18 protein-coding genes are annotated in these 21,659 nt (G+C 48.0%); 17 read left to right on the top strand and 1 reads right to left on the bottom strand.

Annotated features, from left to right (window positions below):
* Window positions 1-4 precede the first annotated feature (4 nt).
* From ACRC6Q_RS13085 to ACRC6Q_RS13005, 17 genes are all read left to right on the top strand, one after another.
* Window positions 5-1,384, top strand: coding sequence for a PTS transporter subunit EIIC (locus tag ACRC6Q_RS13085; RefSeq protein WP_298825020.1), 1,380 nt, complete (start codon window positions 5-7; stop codon window positions 1,382-1,384).
* A gap of 74 nt (window positions 1,385-1,458) precedes the next feature.
* A complete protein-coding gene (locus tag ACRC6Q_RS13080; protein ID WP_298825024.1) occupies window positions 1,459-2,511 on the top strand; it encodes a DUF871 domain-containing protein in 1,053 nt (350 codons plus the stop codon).
* 250 nt (window positions 2,512-2,761) lie between these two features.
* Window positions 2,762-4,390: a serine hydrolase gene (locus ACRC6Q_RS13075; RefSeq protein WP_223635054.1), complete on the top strand. Its 1,629-nt coding sequence runs from the start codon at window positions 2,762-2,764 to the stop codon at window positions 4,388-4,390.
* Between the two features lie 17 nt (window positions 4,391-4,407).
* A complete protein-coding gene (locus tag ACRC6Q_RS13070; RefSeq protein WP_298825028.1) occupies window positions 4,408-6,513 on the top strand; it encodes a glycoside hydrolase family 3 protein in 2,106 nt (701 codons plus the stop codon).
* 20 nt (window positions 6,514-6,533) lie between these two features.
* Window positions 6,534-7,787, top strand: coding sequence for an exo-beta-N-acetylmuramidase NamZ family protein (locus ACRC6Q_RS13065; protein WP_431466753.1), 1,254 nt, complete (start codon window positions 6,534-6,536; stop codon window positions 7,785-7,787).
* A gap of 276 nt (window positions 7,788-8,063) precedes the next feature.
* Complete coding sequence (gene nagE, locus ACRC6Q_RS13060) at window positions 8,064-9,980, top strand: N-acetylglucosamine-specific PTS transporter subunit IIBC (RefSeq protein ID WP_298825032.1); 1,917 nt, start codon at window positions 8,064-8,066, stop codon at window positions 9,978-9,980.
* A gap of 64 nt (window positions 9,981-10,044) precedes the next feature.
* A complete protein-coding gene (gene nagA / locus ACRC6Q_RS13055; RefSeq protein WP_298825035.1) occupies window positions 10,045-11,205 on the top strand; it encodes an N-acetylglucosamine-6-phosphate deacetylase in 1,161 nt (386 codons plus the stop codon).
* A 5-nt stretch (window positions 11,206-11,210) separates the two neighbouring features.
* The gene (gene nagB, locus ACRC6Q_RS13050; protein ID WP_298825038.1) at window positions 11,211-11,951 is read left to right on the top strand and encodes a glucosamine-6-phosphate deaminase; all 741 of its coding nucleotides are present in this window, start codon (window positions 11,211-11,213) and stop codon (window positions 11,949-11,951) included.
* Between the two features lie 5 nt (window positions 11,952-11,956).
* Window positions 11,957-12,679: a GntR family transcriptional regulator gene (locus ACRC6Q_RS13045; RefSeq protein WP_298825041.1), complete on the top strand. Its 723-nt coding sequence runs from the start codon at window positions 11,957-11,959 to the stop codon at window positions 12,677-12,679.
* A 65-nt stretch (window positions 12,680-12,744) separates the two neighbouring features.
* Window positions 12,745-13,014: a phosphocarrier protein HPr gene (locus ACRC6Q_RS13040; RefSeq protein ID WP_298825044.1), complete on the top strand. Its 270-nt coding sequence runs from the start codon at window positions 12,745-12,747 to the stop codon at window positions 13,012-13,014.
* A 212-nt stretch (window positions 13,015-13,226) separates the two neighbouring features.
* The gene (locus ACRC6Q_RS13035; RefSeq protein ID WP_223635078.1) at window positions 13,227-15,341 is read left to right on the top strand and encodes a BglG family transcription antiterminator; all 2,115 of its coding nucleotides are present in this window, start codon (window positions 13,227-13,229) and stop codon (window positions 15,339-15,341) included.
* A gap of 39 nt (window positions 15,342-15,380) precedes the next feature.
* Entirely contained in the window at window positions 15,381-15,818 is a 438-nt protein-coding gene (locus ACRC6Q_RS13030; RefSeq protein WP_223635081.1) for a PTS sugar transporter subunit IIA, read from the top strand.
* Window positions 15,819-15,820: 2 nt separating this feature from the next.
* The gene (locus tag ACRC6Q_RS13025; RefSeq protein WP_223635084.1) at window positions 15,821-16,090 is read left to right on the top strand and encodes a PTS sugar transporter subunit IIB; all 270 of its coding nucleotides are present in this window, start codon (window positions 15,821-15,823) and stop codon (window positions 16,088-16,090) included.
* A 49-nt stretch (window positions 16,091-16,139) separates the two neighbouring features.
* Window positions 16,140-17,435, top strand: coding sequence for a PTS ascorbate transporter subunit IIC (locus tag ACRC6Q_RS13020; RefSeq protein ID WP_223635087.1), 1,296 nt, complete (start codon window positions 16,140-16,142; stop codon window positions 17,433-17,435).
* A 23-nt stretch (window positions 17,436-17,458) separates the two neighbouring features.
* Complete coding sequence (locus ACRC6Q_RS13015) at window positions 17,459-18,451, top strand: phosphotriesterase family protein (protein WP_223635090.1); 993 nt, start codon at window positions 17,459-17,461, stop codon at window positions 18,449-18,451.
* A 13-nt stretch (window positions 18,452-18,464) separates the two neighbouring features.
* Window positions 18,465-19,199, top strand: a complete 735-nt coding sequence (locus ACRC6Q_RS13010; protein WP_298825066.1) for a creatininase family protein — start codon at window positions 18,465-18,467, stop codon at window positions 19,197-19,199.
* Window positions 19,200-19,227: 28 nt separating this feature from the next.
* Window positions 19,228-19,962, top strand: coding sequence for an SIS domain-containing protein (locus ACRC6Q_RS13005; RefSeq protein WP_223635096.1), 735 nt, complete (start codon window positions 19,228-19,230; stop codon window positions 19,960-19,962).
* A 204-nt stretch (window positions 19,963-20,166) separates the two neighbouring features.
* On the opposite strand, the gene ACRC6Q_RS13000 is transcribed toward ACRC6Q_RS13005, so the two are convergent.
* Window positions 20,167-21,489, bottom strand: coding sequence for a CitMHS family transporter (locus tag ACRC6Q_RS13000; protein ID WP_223635098.1), 1,323 nt, complete (start codon window positions 21,487-21,489; stop codon window positions 20,167-20,169).
* Window positions 21,490-21,659 lie beyond the last annotated feature (170 nt).

Genomic DNA, 21,659 nt, shown 5'->3' with positions numbered 1-21,659 from the left:
AAGTATGAAAAAAGAACAGCAAATGGCGCATGACATTCTCGCGAAAATCGGGGGAAAAGAGAATATCAATCAAGTAGCACATTGTATGACGCGGTTGCGTTTGTCGATTAAAGATGACAGTAAAGTAGAATTGAACGAATTGAAGCGTGTGGATGGTGTAATGGGTGTCATCGAAGATGATACACTTCAGATCGTCGTAGGTCCTGGGACCGTCAATAAGGTTGCTGCTGAAATGAGCAGTGAAACGGGATTGGCCATCGGTGAAATGGCGGATGTTGACGAAAATGATATGAATTTCACGGAAAAAGCTGCTTTGAATAAAGCTAAACTGAAGGAAAAGAACAAGACGCCTTTCAAGCTCTTTCTTCGCCGGGTCGGTAATATCTTCATTCCGCTGATTCCAGGTCTGGTCGCTTCAGGAATCATCAACGGTGCAGCCAACTTCGCTAAAAACGCTGGTGTGGATGCTACTGAAACCTGGATGCAGATTTTATTGCTGCTCGGAAGTACTGTATTCGCTTACTTGGCTATTTTGGTCGGCTGGAATACAGCCAAAGAGTTTGGTGGAACACCGGTACTGGGCGCTATTGCAGGAGGAATCTTGTTCAACCCGATGCTGGCGGATATCGTTATTTATGGAGAACCGCTGGTCGTCGGAAGAGGTGGATTATTCGGCGTAATATTTGCAGCTTGGCTGATGACATTTGTTGAGAAGAATGTACGTAAAGTGATGCACAGCTCTGTCGATATTTTATTTACACCTCTGATTACATTATTGGTTGTTGGTTTCTTCTCACTTTATGCAGTTGTCCCAGTCGCTGGGCTTTTATCAGATGGAATTATGACTGTGTTAACTTCGGTTCTTGATGTCGGTGGGGTATTAGCAGGAGGCGTTCTAGCCGGTTTCTTCCTTCCACTTGTTATGCTCGGCCTGCACCATGGTTTGACTCCGATTCACCTCGAGTTGATGAACACTGTTGGCGCGACAGCTTTACTGCCGATTCTGGCAATGGCTGGAGCTGGGCAGGTTGGTGCCACCATTGCAGTATATATAAAAACTAGAAATCAGCGTCTTAAGAACATCATTAAAGGGGCTCTGCCTGTTGGATTCCTCGGCATCGGGGAACCGCTTCTTTACGGTGTAACTTTGCCACTTGGCCGTCCGTTCATAACGGCTTGTATGGGTGCTGCATTTGGCGGTGCTTTCCAGGCAGTGATGCATACGGCAGCACTCGGAATAGGGGTGTCAGGCATATCATTGATTCCGCTTATTGCTGAAAGCAAGTATGTCTGGTACTTCGTCGGTTTGGTCGTTTCGTATATTTTTGGATTTATCTTCACCTATCTATTTGGATTCAAAGAAGAGATGGCAGAAGGGATTTAAGGAAAGGGAGAGAAATCTCCCTTTTTTTTCTATTAGTTTAAAAGTATTTGAGCTATTGAAAAGGAGTTGGCACAATGCGTGGAATTTCGGTTTATTTGGGGGACGATTCGTTTCAGGAATTAGAACCTTATATTGAAAAGCTCAGCAAGCTCGGATTCACATCAATTTTTACTTCACTGCATATTCCAGAGGACGATCCATTGCTCTATAAGGAACGGCTACAGCAATTGGGGCAATGGGCTCTAAAGTTTGATATGGAACTGATGGCGGACATCGCGCCGCAGTCATTGGCTCATCTCGGTTTTAGTTGGGAGAGTGCGGAAGGTCTGTTGGAGTGGGGACTGACCGGGCTGCGGATTGACTATGGGATGGACGACAACGTAATTGCGGAGTTGTCCCACCGGATGAAAATTGCGTTGAATGCCAGTACGTTGACGAGAAGTGGATTGGCTGCATTGAATTCCGCTGGTTTGAAGCGGGATGCTGTTGAGATGTGGCATAATTTTTATCCGCGTCCGGAGACCGGTTTGGATTCCGTAGAGTTTGTGAAAACCAATCTATGGCTGAAAAGTGAAGGACTGACCGTGATGGCCTTCATTCCCGGAGATGGGATTTTGCGGGGACCAGTGCATAAGGGATTACCCACTTTAGAGGAACACCGGGACGCGGATCCTTTTGAAGCCTACCTGCATCTGAAGGATGAGGGCGCGGTGGATAGGGTGCTGGTCGGCGACATTACACTCAGTGATGACACCCTGGAACAATTTGGCGCGTTCCATGAAGGCGAAATTCTATTGAGGGCAAAAGCTTTGGTGGAGATGGAAGAGATGGATGTCCAAACCAATCGCTGGGATGCAGCGCGGGACTGCATCCGTTCCATGGAATCGCGCCAATACGGCTTAATCGGCACTCACCTATTGGAGCCGAACAATACCATTGCACGGAATAAAGGCAGTATTACGGTGGATAATGAGCGTTATAGCCGCTACCAGGGCGAATTGCAAATTACCAAAAGAGATTTACCCGCCGATGACAAGGTCAACGTCATCGGAAAAGTCATCAATGAAGATCTTTCGTTGTTGCAGTATATCAAGGGCGGCACGAAATTTCGGATAAAGTGGATTTGAACAAAGAAAGAGCAGCTTTTAACGAGCTGATCTTTCTTTCTTTTTTTGAAACTTAATTTCATGTTATATGATACTTTATGATTAGCTAAACTTCATCGAAGTAAGTAATTGGAAATAGAGTTAAAAATAAAATATTCGGAATATATTGTAAATACAGCTCCATTGGTGGATAGGCAGCCAATGGAGCTTTCTGTAGGCTTAAAGAATAACGGGTTTCGAATTATAAATTGATTTGATCTGGAGGGATAACATGAAGAAAGGGTTATGTTTTACAGCTTTAACAGCAGTCATGGCAGTTTCATTGGTCTTGCCATCGGCCAATCCAGCTTCAGCTTCATCGGCCAGGCAATGGGATTCACCGGCTCCGCTGTCTTCCGTGCTGCATAAAGGCTCAGCAAAAAGTGCGGGATTGATGGAAGAGCCACTGGAACAGATTGACGCAATGATGGAAACAGCAGTGAAAAACGGTACAGCACCTGGAGTTGTCGCATTTGCCGCAAAGAGCGGGCATATCGTGAAACACGAAGCTTATGGCTATTCAGCCCTCTACACAGATGACCAACAGACGAAGATGGCCAATCCGGTGGAGATGAAAGCGGATACAATTTTTGACGTCGCATCGATCAGTAAAATCTTTACGACTACAGCAGCAATGATTCTGTTTGAAGAGGGCCTTTTCAATCTGGATGATCCGGTTGCACTCCATTTGCCGGAGTTTGCAGCTAACGGGAAAGAAGAGGTGACCATACGGCAGCTGATGACGCATACATCGGGATTCACCTCGTGGGTGCCGCTTTATCAGCAGGAAGGCGGGCGTGAAGAACGGATTGAATACGCCCTACAATATCCGTTAGCCAATCACCCAGGAGAGAATTATACATACAGCGACCTCAATTTAATCACTTTGGGTGCATTGATTGAAAAGTTCTCAGGCATGGGCCTCGATGAATTTATCGATAAGGAGCTTACTGGTCCGCTTGGGATGGAAGACACCATGTATAATCCGCCAGCATCGCTGAAGCAACGAATTGCGGCAACGGAATTTCAGCCGGCAATCGGCAGGGGGATGGTATGGGGGGAAGTACATGATGAGAATGCATGGTCACTCGATGGAGTAGCTGGGCACGCCGGTGTATTTTCAACTGCTTTGGATTTAGGGAAGCTTGCCCATATGTTCCTGAATGATGGGAAATACGGCGGTCAGCGGATTTTGGAAAAAGAAACGGTTCGTTTGCTGGAAACCAATCAGATTCCTGAATTTCCCGGAAATGATCACGGCCTTGGTTGGGAGTTGAACCAAGGTTGGTATATGGATGCTTTATCGGATTCCTCGACTTTCGGGCACACGGGCTACACAGGGACGAGCATCGTCATCAACCGCGACAATCACACTACGGCCATTCTGCTGACTAACCGTGTGCATCCATCGCGGACGACAGTATCAACTAATTTTATCAGACGTGATTTCGCTCGGGCAGTAGCCGATTCAATTTCAGCTCCACTGAACAAAAAAGATGCAGCATGGTTTACGGGATATGGGGATCACCTTAATCATCAGATGACTGTCGCGACAAACGGAGCTTCGAGCCTGACCTTCGATGGATGGAACCGCATTGAACAGGATTCCGATTATGGCTATGTGGAAACATCCATGGATGGCACAAGCTGGAGCGAGGCTGTTCTTCAATTGACAGGAGACAGTGAAGGGTGGAAGAAGCATGAAATTAGGCTGCCGAAAGAAACGCAATTTCTCCGTTTCCGCTATGTCACGGACGGTTCAGTCAACGGCCGCGGCTTGTATATCAGAAACCTTAAAGCAGATGGCAAGGAAATAGAACCGTTAGATGAACAGAACGACTGGACATTACGCAATTATTGATCAAAGGGGGATGGGAAATGCACAAGCTGAAGAAAATTCTTTTGGTGCCGGCGTTACTCGCGGCACTAGTCATTTCATCATTATTTACAGGAAGCGGACAGGCCGCCGCAGCTAGTCCGGTTACAGATTTGGTGATTCTGCAGAATGTACCTGAAGTCGCAGTAGGTGGAGTGGGGAAAGGCCTCCAACTCCAAGCAGTGCATCTCTATGAGGACGGGCAGTACATGCTGGTTTCGGAAAACCTGACATGGGAGTCTGTCAATAAGACGGTGGCATCTGTAGATTCACAGGGAAACGTTGAAGTGTCAGGGAAACCAGGCAAAACGTTCATCACCGTTTCAGATGGATCATTTACAGATAGAATTTCGATCCAAGTAAAACCGGATGCCAAAGTAAAAGGCTTAAAAGGCAAGCCGCCGCTTAGCACTTCGGTGATCAAGGAAAGCGGCGATCGCTATGATTTGGTCAATAGGGCGGTAGGACAGATGACCATGGAAGAAAAAGTCGGGCAGATGCTGATGCCGGATTTCCGCAACTGGAAGGGGCAGAATGTAACGGAAATGCTGCCTGAAATCGAGCAATTGGTCAAAGAATATCATCTTGGCGGAGTGATCCTGTTTCGTGAGAATGTGGTGACGACTGAACAGACAACCAAACTGGTTACAGATTATCAGGCGGCAGCCCAAAAGCATAGCTTGCTGATGACCATCGATCAGGAAGGTGGCATCGTCACGCGTCTGCAGTCAGGAACCGATATGCCGGGAAATATGGCGCTTGGGGCAACACGTTCAGCTGAACTTACCCAGAACATTGGAAAAGCCATTGGTGAAGAATTGTCGGCACTGGGCATCAATATGAACTTTGCACCATCGTTTGACATCAATAACAATCCGGATAACCCGGTGATTGGTGTACGGTCGTTCGGTGAGAAGCCGGAACTTGTCGCTGAATTGGGAGTCGCTTATACAAAAGGACTTCAGGAAACAGGAACCGCTGCGACTGCAAAACATTTCCCGGGACACGGGGATACAGCGGTTGATTCGCATCTCGGCCTACCGGAAGTTCCTTATGATTTAGAACGCTTGAAAGCTGTTGAATTGTATCCGTTCCAAAAAGCAATGGAGGCGGATATTGATGCCATTATGACAGCACATGTCACCTTCCCGAAAATTGACGGTACAAAAGTCATTTCACAGAAAGATGGCACTGAAATCAACCTGCCAGCGACGCTTTCCTACAAAGTACTGACAGAATTGATGCGGGAGGAAATGGGATATAAAGGGGTTATTTTCACGGATGCGCTGAACATGCAGGCCATCGCTGACCATTTCGGGCCGGTGGATGCTGTCATTCGTGCAGTCAACGCAGGGACCGATATCGTACTTATGCCGGTCGGACTTGAAAGTGTGGCAAATGGCCTTTACGAAGCGGTTCGTTCCGGTGAAATAGCGGAAGAGCGCATCAACGCATCGGCAACGCGCATTCTCAGCCTGAAAATGAAGCGCGGTATCCTGAAAGAGGAATCGCCGGTTTCATTGGAGGAAAAAACGGCAAATGCCTTGCAGGTTGTCGGCTCTGAAGCTCACAAGCAAGTAGAAAGAGAAGCGGCTGAAAAATCCATCACTCTTGTAAAAAATGAAGGCGTGCTGCCGTTGGCACCAGCGGCTGAAGATATGCTGGTGGTTGTCGGCAACATCTATTCAGATGAATTGTACGCTGGATTAAAAGCACGCCATGACAATACGATGTGGATTGAAACAGGTGCACCGTTAACCGCGCAGCAGCTGGAGACAGCCAAATCGGCAAAGGCGGTTATCGTCGGTACTGCCACATCATCACTGTCACAGCGCTCACCAGAGAGCGCCCAAATGAAACTGGTCAATCAGTTGGTTGCAGAAGTGGAAGCGCCAGTGATCGGCGTCGCAGTCCGCAATCCTTATGACATTATGGCATATCCTGAAATTGATGCCTATTTGACGCAATACAGCTTCCGGACAGCAAGTTACGAGGCGATGGCTTCAGCAATCATGGGCGAATTGGCTCCGACCGGTAAATTGCCGGTGACCATTCCGAACCTTGCGGGTGAAACGTTTTATGAATATGGCCACGGCTTAAGCTACTGACACTAAAAGGGGGAATAACTTTGAAAAAGTGGATTGCCTTACTGACGACTATTTTGCTGGTATTGACTTCATTGTCCATCGCATTTGCCGACCATGATCGGGGCAATGGAAAATCCAAGGATAAGCGGAAAGACCATAAGGAATTTGAACTTGGAATTGAAGTGCTGATGGAAGAGCAAAAAGAATTGATAAGTGGAAAGAACGTCGGATTGATCACCAATCCGACAGGTGTCGATCAGGAATTGAACAGCATTGTCGATCTTCTGGACAAGGATCCGGAAGTCAACCTGACCGCACTTTATGGACCGGAACATGGTGTTCGGGGAGACGCGCAGGCAGGGCAATACGTCGATTATTATATCGATGAAGTGACAGGTGTGCCGGTCTATAGCCTGTATGGCAAAACGCGCAAGCCGACACCTGAAATGCTGGAAGGTATTGACGTACTGATTTTCGATATTCAGGACGTGGGTGCACGTTTCTATACCTACATCTATACCATGGCTTTAGCTATGGAAGCTGCAGAGGAGCAAGGCATTCCATTTATCGTATTGGATCGCCCCAATCCGCTTGGCGGCACAAAAGTGGAAGGACCTGTGCTTGATCCCGCATTCGCTTCATTTGTCGGACAATACGCCATTCCACTTCGCCACGGCATGACCGTCGGCGAACTTGCCGAATTCTTTAATGCCGAAATCGGAATCGGCGGAGATCTGACAGTGGTGGAAATGATGGGATGGAAACGTAATTCCTTCTATGATGAAACCGGTCTGCAGTTTGTACCGCCTTCACCGAATATGCCGACACTTGATACTGCGCTAGTGTATCCGGGCACGGCTTTGATAGAAGGAACAAATGTATCAGAAGGGCGGGGCACGACGAAGCCTTTCGAATTTATCGGAGCTCCTTTCATCAACAGCACGGAACTTGCTGAAGCGTTGAATGCGCTGGAGTTGCCAGGCGTCAGTTTCCGCGCAGCATCGTTCACCCCGGCATTTTCCAAACATGCCAGCCAGCTATCGCATGGCATCCAGGTCCATGTGACGGACCGCGAATCTTACTTGCCGATAGAAACCGGATTGCATATCGTCAAAACCATTTACGACCTGTATCCCGAACAGGTGCAACTGACTGCTTTCTTCAATAATCTGATCGGCAACGACTGGATCAGCCAAGGCATAAAGGAAGGCATGACAGTAGAAGAAATGAAAGAACGCTGGCAAGGTGAACTGAAAGAGTTCAAGGAAGTCAGAAGAGAATACCTACTGTACTAAGAAATGAAGAAGTGTCCCCGTAATGGGATAGAGAAGCAGAGAGGAGGGAATCATCTTCTTTCTGCTTTTTACTATGGAGTTTTAAAATTTCCGTTTAAAACCGGTTGATGGAAGAAGTGAGGACCAAGCTTCCCTTATAAAAAAATAATATAAAAATTTGTAGTTCCTTTAAAGTAACCGCTTACTTTATTTCCGCTAAAGTTAAAATTGGTATAGACAACTATACCGATAATGGATATAGTGAAAATTAAGAATACATAAAGGGGTGGAAATTTTATGTTCAGTTTTCTGCAGAAAATAGGAAAATCCTTGATGTTCCCGATCGCTACCTTGCCGGCTGCGGCTTTGCTGCTGCGCTTTGGTCAGGATGATTTGCTCGGCATTCCGTTCTTATCGGCTGCTGGTGCAGGGATTATCGACAACCTGGCAATCATCTTCGCCATCGGAATCGCGATGGGACTTGCCCATGACGGCAACGGGGGAGCGGCTTTGGCCGGTGCCATCGCTTATCTCGTATTGACTTCGGCAATCGTCACAATCAACGAGTCGATCAATATGGGTGTTTTCGCCGGTATTTTATCCGGTATCGTCGGAGGTCTTTTATACAATAAATTCTATAATGTGAAATTCCCGCAATGGCTCGCTTTCTTCGGCGGCAGGCGGTTTGTGCCGATCATCACTGCGGCGACCATGACCGTCCTGGCCGGTGTGCTGGGCTATGCATGGCCGCCGGTTCAGGCAGGCATCGATAATGCGGGTGACTGGATTTTAAATGCCGGCATGTTCGGCGTCGGCGCTTACGGTTTCCTGAACCGCCTGTTGCTGCCGACTGGTTTGCACCATGTCATCAACACTGTGGTCTGGTTTGATTTCGGGACCTTTACAGATGCCACGGGAGAAGTGGTGCGCGGAGAAATCAACCGTTTCCTGAAAGGGGATCCCACGGCAGGGCCATTCCTGTCCGGCTTCTTCCCGATCATGATGTTCGGTCTTCCGGCAGCCTGTCTTGCCATGTACGTAGCAGCTAAGAAAGAGCGGAAAGCCCTTGTCGGCGGTATGCTTTTCAGTATCGCCTTTACATCATTTTTGACAGGGATCACAGAACCGATTGAGTTCTCATTCATGTTCCTGTCGCCTATCCTCTATGTTGTCCATGCCTTATTGACGGGCGTCTCGATGATGGTCGCTTATGCCTTGGATGTTCATCACGGTTTCGGCTTTTCTGCCGGAGCGATTGACTATGTGCTGAATTATGGACTGGCCACCAATCCATTGATCCTGCTCGTGATGGGGCTCGTCGTCGGAGCGGTATACTTTGTTATCTTCTACTTCCTGATCATCAAGCTGGACCTGAAAACACCTGGCCGTGAAGATGAGGACGAGGAAGGTGCAGAAAATGCCGGTTCCGGCAATAAAGCTGTGGATGTCAGAGCCTACAATACGATTGAAGCATTGGGTGGTGCCGCTAATATTACGGCTGTGGATTATTGCACGACACGCCTGCGCATGACAGTCAAAGATTCCGATTTAGTGAACGAAAAAGACCTCAAGCGCCACGGGGCTATGGGTGTCATGAAAATCAACAAAACCAATGTCCAAGTGGTTATCGGAACAGCTGTCGAGTTTTTGGCAGATGCCATGAAGCCGCGTTTGGAAAACGGCAATCCGGCTCCAGAAGATGTTTCGGAAGCCGCAGCCATTGAAGAAACCGTCAGTGATGAACCGGCTATGAAAGAAATCATCGCCGCTGATTTTGAAATGCCGATCCAAGGCAAAATGATTCCGTTATCGGAAGTGCCGGACGAAGTATTCGCAAAAGGCATGATGGGACCTGGTTTTGCCATTCTTCCAACGGGCAACGTCCTTCACTCACCAGTAGACGGGCGTGTGGTCAGCGTTTTCCCGACCAAACATGCAATCGGCATTGAAACGGATACCGGAATTGAAATTTTGATCCATGTCGGACTCGATACGGTCAAACTGAAAGGCGAAGGTTTTGAGACATTAGTGGAGCAGGGGCAGCTGGTACAGCGCGGAGACGCCTTGCTGAAGCTTGACTTGGAATTCCTGAACGCCAACGCGCCTTCTGTTGCAACACCGGTTATTTTCACCAACCTAACCGAACAAAAAGTTACTGTCATGAAAGAGGGCTTCCAGGAACAGGGAACTGATTCCATCCTGAGAGTCGACTAATAAGAGACGAAAAACCAGGGATATCCACAGCGATTTTCCTGGTTTTTCGCAAGGAGTGGTCCAGATGACTAAAAGCATATTGATTTCCGGCATCACGATTGCGGATGCTGTTGAAGAGAGTTTTACAGGGGATATCCTCGTGGAAGGCGGAAAAATAAGCCGTGCCGCAGAAACAATTGAAGCGCATGCTGATCTCCATGTGGATGCAACCGGCAAAAATTGGATGGCGTTTCCTGGGTTTATTGATGTCCATATCCACGGTGCTGCGGGACACGATGCCATGGATGCTACACCGGAAGCGTTGAATGGCCTGGCTGGTGCGCTGCCGAAAGAAGGCACAACGAGTTTTTTGGCGACGACGATGACTCAAACGGACAAGGCCATTTCGGCAGCATTGGAAAACATTCGTGAATTCCAGGCTCAGGAAGGGCAGGCTGAAATGCTGGGCGTCCATCTGGAAGGGCCGTTCATTTCCGACAAGCGCGCAGGCGCACAGCCGATTGAGCATATCGCCGAACCGTCCTATCCATTATTCCGGAAATGGCAAAAGCTCAGCGGTGACCAAATTCGGCTGGTGACGCTGGCTCCGGAAACGGCAAACGGACTGTCGTTCATTAAAAGCCTGGCAGACGAAGGGGTGGTTGCGTCGATTGGCCATTCAGACGGAACACTCGAGGAAGTACAGGCCGCTGTCCGTTCGGGCGCGAGCCATGTCACTCATCTGTACAATCAGATGAGCCCATTCCATCACCGCAATCCGGGAGTGGTGGGTGCTGCTTTGACAGAGGACGGCTTATCGGTGGAAGTGATCGCAGACTTCATCCACAGCCATCCGACTTCTGTTGAATTGGCTTTCCGCCAAAAAGGTGCAGAGCGATTGATCCTCATCACCGATGCCATGCGTGCAAAAGGACTGGCGCCTGGGGTATACGATTTAGGCGGACAGGATGTGCAGGTCACCCAAAAGGATGCGCGGCTTGCCGATGGCACATTGGCCGGCAGTATCCTGACGATGGAGACAGCGGCCAAAAACATCCAGTCGATCACCGGCTGCAGCCTGAACGAGCTGGTCGCCATGACTTCCGCCAATGCGGCGAAAGAGCTGGGCTTTGCGAATAAAGGCAGATTGCAGGCTGGTGCGGATGCCGATGTGACGATTCTTGATGACAATTTCAATGTCCAGATGACCATATGCAGAGGAACGATCGCTTATACGAAGGAGTGACTGTGATGAAACTGATACGAGTCGAAAACTACGAAGAGATGAGCAGCAGGGCGGCACAATTGGTGGAACAGCAAATCCTGGACAATAATCACTCGGTGCTGGGGCTCGCAACCGGATCGACACCGCTCGGCCTCTACGAAAAACTGATTGAAGGCGTTCGGGAGCGAGGAATTTCCTACCGGCATGTCCAAACCATCAATTTGGACGAATACCGTGGGCTGTCTGGTGACCATCCGAACAGCTATCGCCATTTCATGAATGAAAAACTATTCCGGCACATCGATATTGCGCTGGAAAACACCCATATTCCAAATGGCAAAGCATTGCCGGTGGAAGCGGAATGCAAGCGTTACGAAGAGTTGATCGATGAAGTCGGACCGCCTCATCTGCAGATACTGGGTATGGGAACGAATGGCCATATCGGCTTTAACGAGCCAGGAACGCCGGAGACAAGCCTGACCCATTGCGTGCAGCTTGAAGCATCTACACGAAACAACAATGCACGTTTTTTCAGCGACCGCGACAGAGTGCCGACCCACGCCATTACGATGGGGATCCAGTCGATCCTGAAAAGTGAAAGGATTCTCCTGCTGGCTTCCGGCAAAAAGAAAGCGCAAGCGGTGAAGCGCTTTTTGGACGGCCGCGTCAGCAAAGATTTTCCCGCTTCATTTTTATGGAAACACAATAATGTTACACTGATTGTAGACCGGGATGCCTACGCGCTGGCAGAGGCAGAAGAGGAGTGAACGCTGTGCTGGACAAACAATCGCCGATTCCGATTTATATTCAAATAGAAGAGCAGCTGAAGCAGAAGATCGAGCAAGGCGACTTTCCGATCGGCACAGCGATTCCCTCTGAACGCGAACTGACCGAGCGCTTTGGCGTCAGCCGGATGACCGTCCGCCAATCCATCACCAATCTGGTTAATGATGGACTGCTGTACCGGGAAAAAGGGCGCGGCACATTTGTGGCTTCCCCGAAAGTGGAGCAGCCATTAAATGGCTTGACGAGCTTTACGGAGGATATGGTGGCGCGTGGGATGGTGCCGAGCAGCAAGCTGATCGGCTTTGAAATCCTGGAGCCGGAATCGGACATTGCGGCTGACTTGCAGCTGGCGCAAGGAGACAAAGTCTATTTTGTGGAACGCATCCGTTTTGCGGACGATAAACCGATGGCCATCGAACGCACCTATCTGCCGGTCGAACGCTTTCCTGAGCTGGACCAGGATTCCTTCCAGGGCTCATTGTATGCGATGATCGAAAAAGATCACCAGCTGACAATCAGCCGCGCCATCCAGCGCATGGAAGCGGGGCTTGTGAAAAAAGAAGACGCGGAGCTGCTGCAGATCAAAGCACCCGCAGCCATTCTGATGATTGAACGCATCAGTTATTTGGCCGGTGAACAGCCATTCGAAGTGGTCCGCAGCACGTACCGTGCAGACCGCTACAAATTTACGACTGACATCAAGCGTTAGACGCACAGGCTTTCGAACCAATGAAGTTCTGAAGAAAAGAAACCAACACTAGAGGAGAGAAAAGTATGATTGAAAAAAGCTATACGATCACAAGCGAAGAAGGTCTTCATGCACGCCCGGCATCAAAATTAGTGGGAGCGGTATCACCGTTTTCCGCAGATGTAAAAATGCTTTATAAAGAAAAAGAAGTTAACTTGAAATCCATCATGGGCGTCATGTCACTCGGCGTTTCAAAAGGCAACAGCATCACCATCACAGCTGACGGCAGCGACGAAGAATCCCTGATGGCCAAAGTCGACGAATTGATTGTGGCTGAAGGGCTTGGAAAAGCGTAAGCAGCTGTTGTGGACACGATGAAGTAACCTGATAAAGCAGTCAAAATCCTAGGATTTTGACTGCTTTTTTTTTTTGCACAGTCCAGTTTTGCACAAAACAAGAGGAAGCATTTGGTCTCCACTTTTTCTTGAATTGGGTATATAGTTTAGTTAACTAAATATTCAGATTAATTAATTCTGTTTAACACTTTAAAAGAAAGAAGGGGTGAAAGATGGTTCTGGATCAACGCAGCCAAGCTATACTATCGCATTTATCCCGGGCCCAAAGTTATGTGACCGTTAACGAAATCATGGAAACTTTCAAGATTTCCAGACGCACCATCTATTACGACATCGGGAAAATCAATGATTGGCTGGAAGCACAGGAACTTCCGGCCGTGCAACATGTACGTTCAGCCGGATTTCAATTGGATCAAAAAATAGCAATTGAAATTCCAGAGAAATTAGGTGCGATGGAGAACTGGCAGTATGAATACTCGGTAAAAGAACGGAGAGCTTGCCTGGTTCTTTATTTATTAGCTAGAAATAAGCCTTTGTATCTGGAGCATTTAACGGAGAAGGTAAGGGTCAGCCGAAATACCACAATTGAAGACGTGAAAGGGTTAAAGAGTGAATTAGGAAACTATGGACTGCAGCTGGAGTTCGACAGGAAATCCGGATATGTCATCAGTGGGATGGAAGAAAACAAACGCAGGGCAGCCGTCTTTTATTTGCAGCAGTTTATATTCAAGCAAACTTGGCAGGGGCTGCTTAGGCGATTGCCGATCATTTTCAATGGACAGAACGGAAAAACTGATTCTTTGGCAGTTGAAACAGCAGAAGAGGTTAAGAAAATCATTGCTGACAGTGAAAAAGAATTAGGCATCCGATATACAGATGATTTTCTTCATAGTTTGTCTTTCATGTTCCTCCTATTTGTCCGCAGACTTGAGCAAGGCAAAAAAATTGAAGTTGACCCCATCGAACGTCAAGTATTGTCAGAGTCAAAGGAATACGAAGCTGCTCAAAAAATAGCTGAAAAATTGACTGCTTTGTTTCAAATTGCATTTCCCGAAGAAGAGGTTTTCTATATTACCAAACATCTCCTGAGTTCAAGAGTCCAATTTTCGCCAATGATTTTCGAAAACGATATTAATCAAAGCGACAAAGTTCTATTGGATGTAGTGACCAAAATGGTTACCGATTTTCAAAAGTATGCCTGCCTCCTTTTCGAAGATCGGATAGAGGTCGAACGAAATTTATTGTTGCATGTCAAAACAGCATATTATCGGGTGTTATATGGGTTAGAGGCTGATATCAGCCTAGAAGCCTCGATTAAGGAAAAGTATCCGGATGTATTCCTGCTTACGAAAAAAGTATCCAAGCATTTAGAGAAAGCCACTGGAAAATCGATCAATGATGGAGAACTTACCTTGATTGCAGTCCATTTTGGAGGCTGGATGGAAAAGATGGGCATAAAACCGGCCACTCGAAAAAATGCGCTAGTCGTCTGCAATACGGGAGTTGGAACTTCACGTCTGCTGCAACATCAATTAGAAGGGCTATTTTCGACGGTCGACATCATTGGTTGTGTGTCGTTGAGGGATTATGAAGAAATGGAGCATCAAGCAGACTTTATCATTTCAACCATACCACTTGCTGAAAAAGAAAAACCGGTGTTTGTTGTCAGTCCCATATTGACTGAAGCAGAAAAAGAACGGCTGCTGAAAAAGGTAAATGTCCATCTCGGTGTAAAGGCTCCGCAGCCCAATTCGTTAACGGTGGTGATGGACATCATCCGGCAGCATGCCGATGTAAAAGATGAAGCGGCCTTAAAGAATGAATTGCAGTATTACCTTCAACAGCAGCCGCTGAAGATGAAAGAAGTGAATAAACCTGACTTGAAAGATCTCCTGCCGATCGCCCACATTCAATGCCTTCCCACAGTGAGAGATTGGCAGGAGGCCATCCGAAAAGCTGCTCAGCCGTTACTGCAGGAAAAGTCGATAACTAAAGACTACATCCAGGCGATGATAGATCCCTTACTTGAAATGGGGCCTTACGTAGTAATTTCGCCTTATGTAGCCATTCCACACGCCCGTCCCCACGAAGGAGTGGGAAAACTGGCGATGAGTTTGTTGCAGTTGAAGGAACATGTACCATTTTCACAGAACGGCACCCATCCGGTGGCACTGGTCATTGTGTTGGCGGCAATCGATGGAGACAGCCACTTGAAGGCATTGCGCCAGCTGACCAAACTTCTGAACAATAACAAAACAAAAAATCAACTGATGGATGCGGAATCTCCTGAAGAGATTTACAGCGTGGTTGCCTCCCATTCGGAATAACTGGTTTTGGCGATCCCCAATAGAGAAAGGAATTTTGCTATGAAATTTTTGGAACAGAATTTGGTGGCACTTGACCTGCCGGCAGCCACTCCGGAAGAAGGAATCCGTGCGGCAGGAGCTTTGCTGGTGGATGAAAATTTAATTGAACCGAGATATGTCGATGCCATGGTGGAGTCCTATCAGAAAAACGGCCCATATTTTGTATTGGCACCTCAAATAGCAATGCCGCATGCCCGGCCAGAAGATGGTGTTAAAGAAGCATCCGTCTCATTTGTCCGGTTAAAGGACTCAATTGAATTTGGAAGTGAAACCAATGATCCGGTCCGTTTCATTTTTGCTTTAGGAGCATCTTCAAGCGAAGAGCATCTGCTGGTCATGAAGAAAATTGTAGCTCTTTTAAGCAAACCTGAAAATGTAGAGAAGTTGAAAGAGCTGTCCAGCTATGAAGAACTACAACAAATTATAGGGAGGAATTAACAATGAAGATTTTATGTGTATGCGGTCTGGGACAAGGAACAAGCTTAATTTTAAAAATGAATGTGGAAGAAGCATTGAATGAAAAGAATATCATGGCGGATGTCGAACATATCGATTTGTCCTCAGCGACGAGCATGTCAGCTGATTATATCATCACCAGCAATGAGTTGGCTGAAAGCCTCCAGGATCAGCCGGCAAAAGTAATTGTGGTAAACAACTATTTCGATGTAGAAGAAATCAAATCGGCGATAGACGCCAATATTGCGCAATGAAGATAGGCAAACAAACAGCAAATAAATTACTAAGCGGGGGAGAACGGCTATGGATATTATTTTCTGGTTAGCGAATAACGTGTTCGGAACTCCGGCCATCTTATTGGGGATCATTGTCCTAATCGGTTTATTGCTTCAAAAAAAGACGGCCAGCCAAAGGGTAAGTGGAACCTTTAAAGCGGTTATCGGCTTCCTGATCATCAGTGCCGGTGCCGGCATCATCGTTGGTGCGTTGACGGTCTTTGAACCACTTTGGAAAGAAGTGTTCAATCTGTCAGGGGAAACATTGGGTGAATACATGGGCCAGGAAATGTTCAATAACGATTACGGCAGCGCAGTCACATTGGCGATGACTTTAGGGTTCCTATTGAACGTTTTGCTTGCCCGTTTTACCAAGCTGAAATACATCTATCTGACCGGACATATGATGTTTTGGACAACAACGATTTTTGCAGGGATCGCAGTTCATACCTCTCCTGATGTATCGTTTTGGAGACTAGTGATTTTCCTGTCAATCATTATGGGGATTTATTGGACCGTACAGCCGGCATTGACACAACCATTCATGCGGAGAATCGTGGGGAATGACAATATTGCCCTAGGACATACATCAGCCTCCGTCGCATTGCTGGCGGCGTTTGGCGGAATGCTTTGGGGCAATAAAGAAAATGATTCAGAGAAGATCAATTTGCCGAAAGGCCTGGAATTCTTGAGAGATTCCAATGTTATCACGGCATTGACGATGGGTTTGTTGTTCCTGACCGGAGCCATCATCGTATCTTTCAAAGATACTCCGGGCGCGGCAGAATTGGTAGCAAGTTCGGGCAACCAGAGCTTCATCGTCTACGCCATCATCCAGTCATTTACGTTTACGGCAGGGATTGCAGTGGTGCTGACAGGTGTTCGGATGTTTATCGGTGAAATAGTTCCAGCTTTTAAAGGAATCGCGACAAAAATAGTTCCTGGCGCTAGGCCGGCACTTGATAATCCGATTCTCTTTCCATATGCACCGAATGCCGTCATTCTCGGGTTTCTCGGTTCATTTGTTGGGGCCTTGTTGTGGCTGGTGGTTCTGGGCAATGCGGTAGGCTATATCTTTGTACCGACGATGATCGTCTTGTTCTTCCACTCTGCTTCGGCCGGTGTCTTCGGCAACTTAACAGGCGGTGTGCGGGGAGCGGTGATGGGTGGATTTGTCACGGCGACGATTGTCGCATGGGGCCAATTCATCACGGTCCGCTTTCTGCTGTCTGATACAGTTCCGGACACCGCAATGTGGGCAGCGGATTCGGATATGTTCATTTTGGGACCGATTGTTCGTTTGCTGGCTCAATTGCTGCTGTAGTCTTTAATGAAGGAGGGAGAAAAATGGCTTTTGTTCGGACATTACGCGGGGACATTCGGCCGGAAGACCTTGGGTTTACTTATTCCCACGAGCACATTGTCTGCCGTCCGGCCTATTGGATTGAAAAACAAGCGGATGACCTGTTGCTCGATGACAAGGAAAAATCCAAACTGGATGTCGCAGACTTTAAACGCTATGGCGGCAAGTCGATCGTCGATGCAACAGCGGTCGACTATGGCCGGGATGTCCAGGCGGTCAAAGAGATTTCAGAGGAATTAGACATCCATATTGTTGGGACAGCGGGTTTCAATAAAAGCTTTTTATGGGATGCCGGAATCAGTGAGCGGTTAAAACCGGTCCTCGGCGATTACCGGACCTACAGTGAATGGATCGACGCAGCAAGCGTCAACAGACTGACTGATTTTGTCATACGGGAAGTGGAAGAGGGGCTTGAAGGCACGTCCTACAAGGCAGGACAAGTGAAGTTCGGCACAGGCTACAACCGGATTTCGCCCCTCGAAGAAAAGACGTTGCGGGCTGTGGCGCAGGCTCACCTGGAAACGAAAGCTCCGCTTCACTCGCATACAGAAGCCGGAACGATGGGACTTGAGCAGATCGAACTGCTTCAGTCGGAAGGCGTTGACCTGTCCTATATGAGCTTCGGACATATGGACCGCAACCCGGATCCCTATTACCACGAACAGATTGCGAAAACCGGTGCATACCTGAGCTTTGACGGAATCGCAAAAATCAAATACGCACCTGAAAGCACACGCATCCAGTGCATACTGGAACTGGTGAAAAAAGGTTATGAAAACCAAATCCTGGTCAGCGGAGACACGGCCAGGAAGTCTTATTACAAGCATTACGATTACGGGCTTGGGCTTGAATACATCATAGCGAAATGGGTGCCGCGGTTTATTGACGACGCCAGCCGCCAGGGTTTTGAGGGAGAAGCACTGATCCATAAATTCTTCGTCGAAAACCCAAAGCGGTGTTTCACGTTCAATAAGTAGGAGGCGAACAGCTTTGATTTTTCAAAATGAGAATTCTTATGAAATAAAAGAAAAAATCGAACAAAGCCAAGTGGCGATCCTGCCGCTTGGAGCGGTTGAAGCGCATGGTCCGCATTTGCCGCTCGGGACGGACAATTATTTAGCGGAACAGCTGGCGGAAAGAGTGGCCGGGAAAACGGGTGCTTTGGTATTGCCGACCTTGCCGTATGGCCAAGTATGGAGCTTGAAAAACTTTCCTGGCAGCATCACTGTCAGCAATCAATCCCTGATCAGTTTGCTCTGTGACATCGGTGTGAGCCTTCATCATCAAGGTTTCCAAGTCTTCGTCATGCTCAATGGCCATCTCGGAAATGCTGTGGCAATCAAGGAAGCAGCTCGCCAACTATACGAGACGGTGCCAAATCTGAGAGTGCTGTACCTATTCTATCCGGGCGTCAAAAAAATCACAGATGAGCTGAGGGAAACCCCATCGGCCCATGAGAGCTACTTCCATGCCTGTGAAATTGAAACTTCCTATATGTTATATTTGGCAGAGCAGTATGTGGACATGACCAAAGCCGTCTCCGACATACCGGACATCCCAATGAGTGCAGACGTGACACCGACTCCTTGGGAAGAGTTTACGGCTACTGCAGTTTTGGGAGATGCGACATTGGCGACTAAGGAAAAAGGAAAAGCTATTATTGAAGTCGCTTTGGCCAACATGGTGAAACTGATTGAAGAAGCAAAACGATCTTTAGGGAAATAGAAACTTACAACCGTATGGAGCTGATACAATGCTAAGCAATTACTTCAAGCAGGCACAGGAACGGCTGGAGCTTGTCGAGAAAAATGAAAAACAGGCGATGCTGGAAGCGGCAGGAAAAGTGGCGGCCGCGATTCAGGCGGGCGGCATCATCCAATTATTCGGCTGCGGGCATTCGCATATTTTGACGGAAGAAGTGTTTTACCGCGCCGGCGGATTGGTGCCGATCAAGCCGGTTTTCGTGGAGCCGCTGATGCTCCATGAAGGAGCGGTCCAATCATCCCAGCTGGAGCGACAGAATGAGTATGCGGCAGGTTTCCTGAAGGAACAGGATTTCGGTCCGGATGATGTGGTCTTTGTGATCTCCACTTCCGGCCGCAATCCGGTGCCGGTGGACGTCGCAGCATCCGCACGTGAAAATGGGGCATTCGTCATCGGCATCACGTCGCTTGCGTATTCGGGCAGTCAGCCTTCGCGCCACAAAAGCGGCAAGTACTTGTTCGACTCGGTGGACCTGGTCATCGACAACCATTCAGTGGCAGGAGACGCAATCCTGTCGTACGAAGGTGTCGACGTTCCGTTTGGCCCGACATCGACCGTCGTTGGCGCAACAATCCTGAATGCCGTTTTTGCGGAAGCCATCAAGAAAATGGCAGATGCCGGCTTTCCACCACCCATTTTCCTCAGCGGCAATATCGACGGGGCAGATGCACACAACACGCAGCTGATCAACCAATACAGTGAGCGGATTCCGCTGCTGTCTTGAATTCTTTAGCGCACGGCAGCGATTTTTCTGCCGTGCTTTTTTGTGCATTCAGGGCTGAGCGTGCATAAGTTAGTTTGTGCGTGCGTATTTTTTGGTAAGCGTGCATATTGTATAAAATACTTCCTCAGGACGTTTGAAAATTCAACAAATCTCCACAAAAAAACCAGCCACAGGTCAACTGTGTCTGGCTCCTATACTATTTTCTTACACAACACCGATCAAAATCGAAATTCCAAGCAATACAATGCTGAATCCCCACATGATTGGGAGGGAGTAGCGGATATGGCGGCCCATTTCGAGCCCGGCCAATCCGAGTGCCAGCCAAAGCGCCGGCGAGAACGGGCTGACGAACGTGCCGATGATGTTGCCGATGATCATAGCGTAGGCAGCGGATAGCGACGACACGCCAAACGCCGTAACCACCTGTTCTACAATCGGGAACAATGCAAAGTAATAAGCGTCGGTACTGAGCAATAAATCGAATGGAACGCCGAAAAATCCGATGATGATGTGGAGATACGGAATGACGAAAGCAGGCAAAACTTTCACCAAGTCATTGGCGATCGAATCGAGCATCAAGGTGCCGTTCAGAATGCCGAGGAACGAACCGGCCGCCAAAATGATGGCTGCCATCAACAATGCGTTCGGTGCATGATCTTTGATGCGCTCCATCTGATCTTTCATGTTCGGATAGTTGAGCGGCAATGCCAAACTGACGCCGATCATGAAGGCGAATCCCGCAGGAATGATACCCCACACGAGAACACCGATGACGGCTACTGCAAGGATGGTATTGGCCCACAAAAGTTTGGGACGGCGCAAGGAAGCGGCTTTCAAAGACGCTTCATCTTGTGCCCCTTCGACAAGCGGCTGCGCTTCTTCGTAAATTTCTTGATTGAAATCTCCGCGTTTGGCGATCAGGCGTTTTTCACGGATGGCCAATAAAACCGCAAGTCCGATCAGCAGCACTAAGCCGATCACCTGGACTTTGATCAATGGCCGCCAAAGTTCTGTGACATCGACGCCCAGAACAGCGGCGGTGCGGCCAAGGGGACCGCCCCATGGCAGCATGTTCATGATGCTGGCGGACATCCCGACCAGCAACAGCAGTAAGTAAGGGTTCATTTTCAAGCGTTTGTATAATGGCAATAAAGCCGGGATACTGATCAGGAAAGTGGAAGCGCCTGATCCGTCAAGCTGTGCCACGGCTGCAATCAACACGGTTCCGATTGCCACTGCAATAACATTGCCTCGTGATACGGCAATCATCTTATTGATCAATGGGTCAAACAAGCCGACATCCTGCATGATGCCGAAAAATAGGATAGCGAAGATGAACATGATGACGACGCTCATCACGGACTCGATGCCGCTATTGAAAAAATCACCGATTTCTGCAAAGCTGAATCCCGCAACAAAGGCAGCGACAATCGGTACTAGGACGAGCGCAACGATGGGTGTGATTTTATTGCTGATGAGCAATGCGACAATGACCACAATAGTCAATAATCCAATAATACTTAACATGAAAATTCCTCCTCGGGGCTAAAAGTTTAAAATGAAGGAAGAATTGTAACCGCATACAAAATATGTATTCAATACAAAATCCTTCTGCTTCTAAGTTATGGGTCTAAACTTAGCACAGAAGGATTTGAAAAATAAGATTATTCAATTAAGGGAACTAATGAGCTTTTTGA

Source organism: Planococcus sp. SE5232 (genome assembly GCF_050686535.1).
Classification (GTDB): Bacteria; Bacillota; Bacilli; order Bacillales_A; family Planococcaceae; genus Planococcus.
The sequence above is the reverse complement of the archived record's forward strand: the minus strand, read 5'-3'. Positions and strand labels throughout refer to the sequence as shown.

Excerpts from the sequence above, each read along its gene's own strand:
- ACRC6Q_RS13030 (WP_223635081.1), top strand. The coding sequence starts at position 15,381 with ATGAAATTTTTGGAACAGAATTTGGTGGCACTTGACCTGCCGGCAGCC.
- ACRC6Q_RS13020 (WP_223635087.1), top strand. The coding sequence starts at position 16,140 with ATGGATATTATTTTCTGGTTAGCGAATAACGTGTTCGGAACTCCGGCC.
- ACRC6Q_RS13000 (WP_223635098.1), bottom strand. The coding sequence starts at position 21,489 with ATGTTAAGTATTATTGGATTATTGACTATTGTGGTCATTGTCGCATTG.
- ACRC6Q_RS13075 (WP_223635054.1), top strand. The coding sequence starts at position 2,762 with ATGAAGAAAGGGTTATGTTTTACAGCTTTAACAGCAGTCATGGCAGTT.
- ACRC6Q_RS13070 (WP_298825028.1), top strand. The coding sequence starts at position 4,408 with ATGCACAAGCTGAAGAAAATTCTTTTGGTGCCGGCGTTACTCGCGGCA.
- ACRC6Q_RS13040 (WP_298825044.1), top strand. The coding sequence starts at position 12,745 with ATGATTGAAAAAAGCTATACGATCACAAGCGAAGAAGGTCTTCATGCA.
- ACRC6Q_RS13025 (WP_223635084.1), top strand. The coding sequence starts at position 15,821 with ATGAAGATTTTATGTGTATGCGGTCTGGGACAAGGAACAAGCTTAATT.
- ACRC6Q_RS13035 (WP_223635078.1), top strand. The coding sequence starts at position 13,227 with ATGGTTCTGGATCAACGCAGCCAAGCTATACTATCGCATTTATCCCGG.
- ACRC6Q_RS13005 (WP_223635096.1), top strand. The coding sequence starts at position 19,228 with ATGCTAAGCAATTACTTCAAGCAGGCACAGGAACGGCTGGAGCTTGTC.
- ACRC6Q_RS13015 (WP_223635090.1), top strand. The coding sequence starts at position 17,459 with ATGGCTTTTGTTCGGACATTACGCGGGGACATTCGGCCGGAAGACCTT.
- nagE (WP_298825032.1), top strand. The coding sequence starts at position 8,064 with ATGTTCAGTTTTCTGCAGAAAATAGGAAAATCCTTGATGTTCCCGATC.
- nagB (WP_298825038.1), top strand. The coding sequence starts at position 11,211 with ATGAAACTGATACGAGTCGAAAACTACGAAGAGATGAGCAGCAGGGCG.
- ACRC6Q_RS13085 (WP_298825020.1), top strand. The coding sequence starts at position 5 with ATGAAAAAAGAACAGCAAATGGCGCATGACATTCTCGCGAAAATCGGG.
- ACRC6Q_RS13080 (WP_298825024.1), top strand. The coding sequence starts at position 1,459 with ATGCGTGGAATTTCGGTTTATTTGGGGGACGATTCGTTTCAGGAATTA.
- nagA (WP_298825035.1), top strand. The coding sequence starts at position 10,045 with ATGACTAAAAGCATATTGATTTCCGGCATCACGATTGCGGATGCTGTT.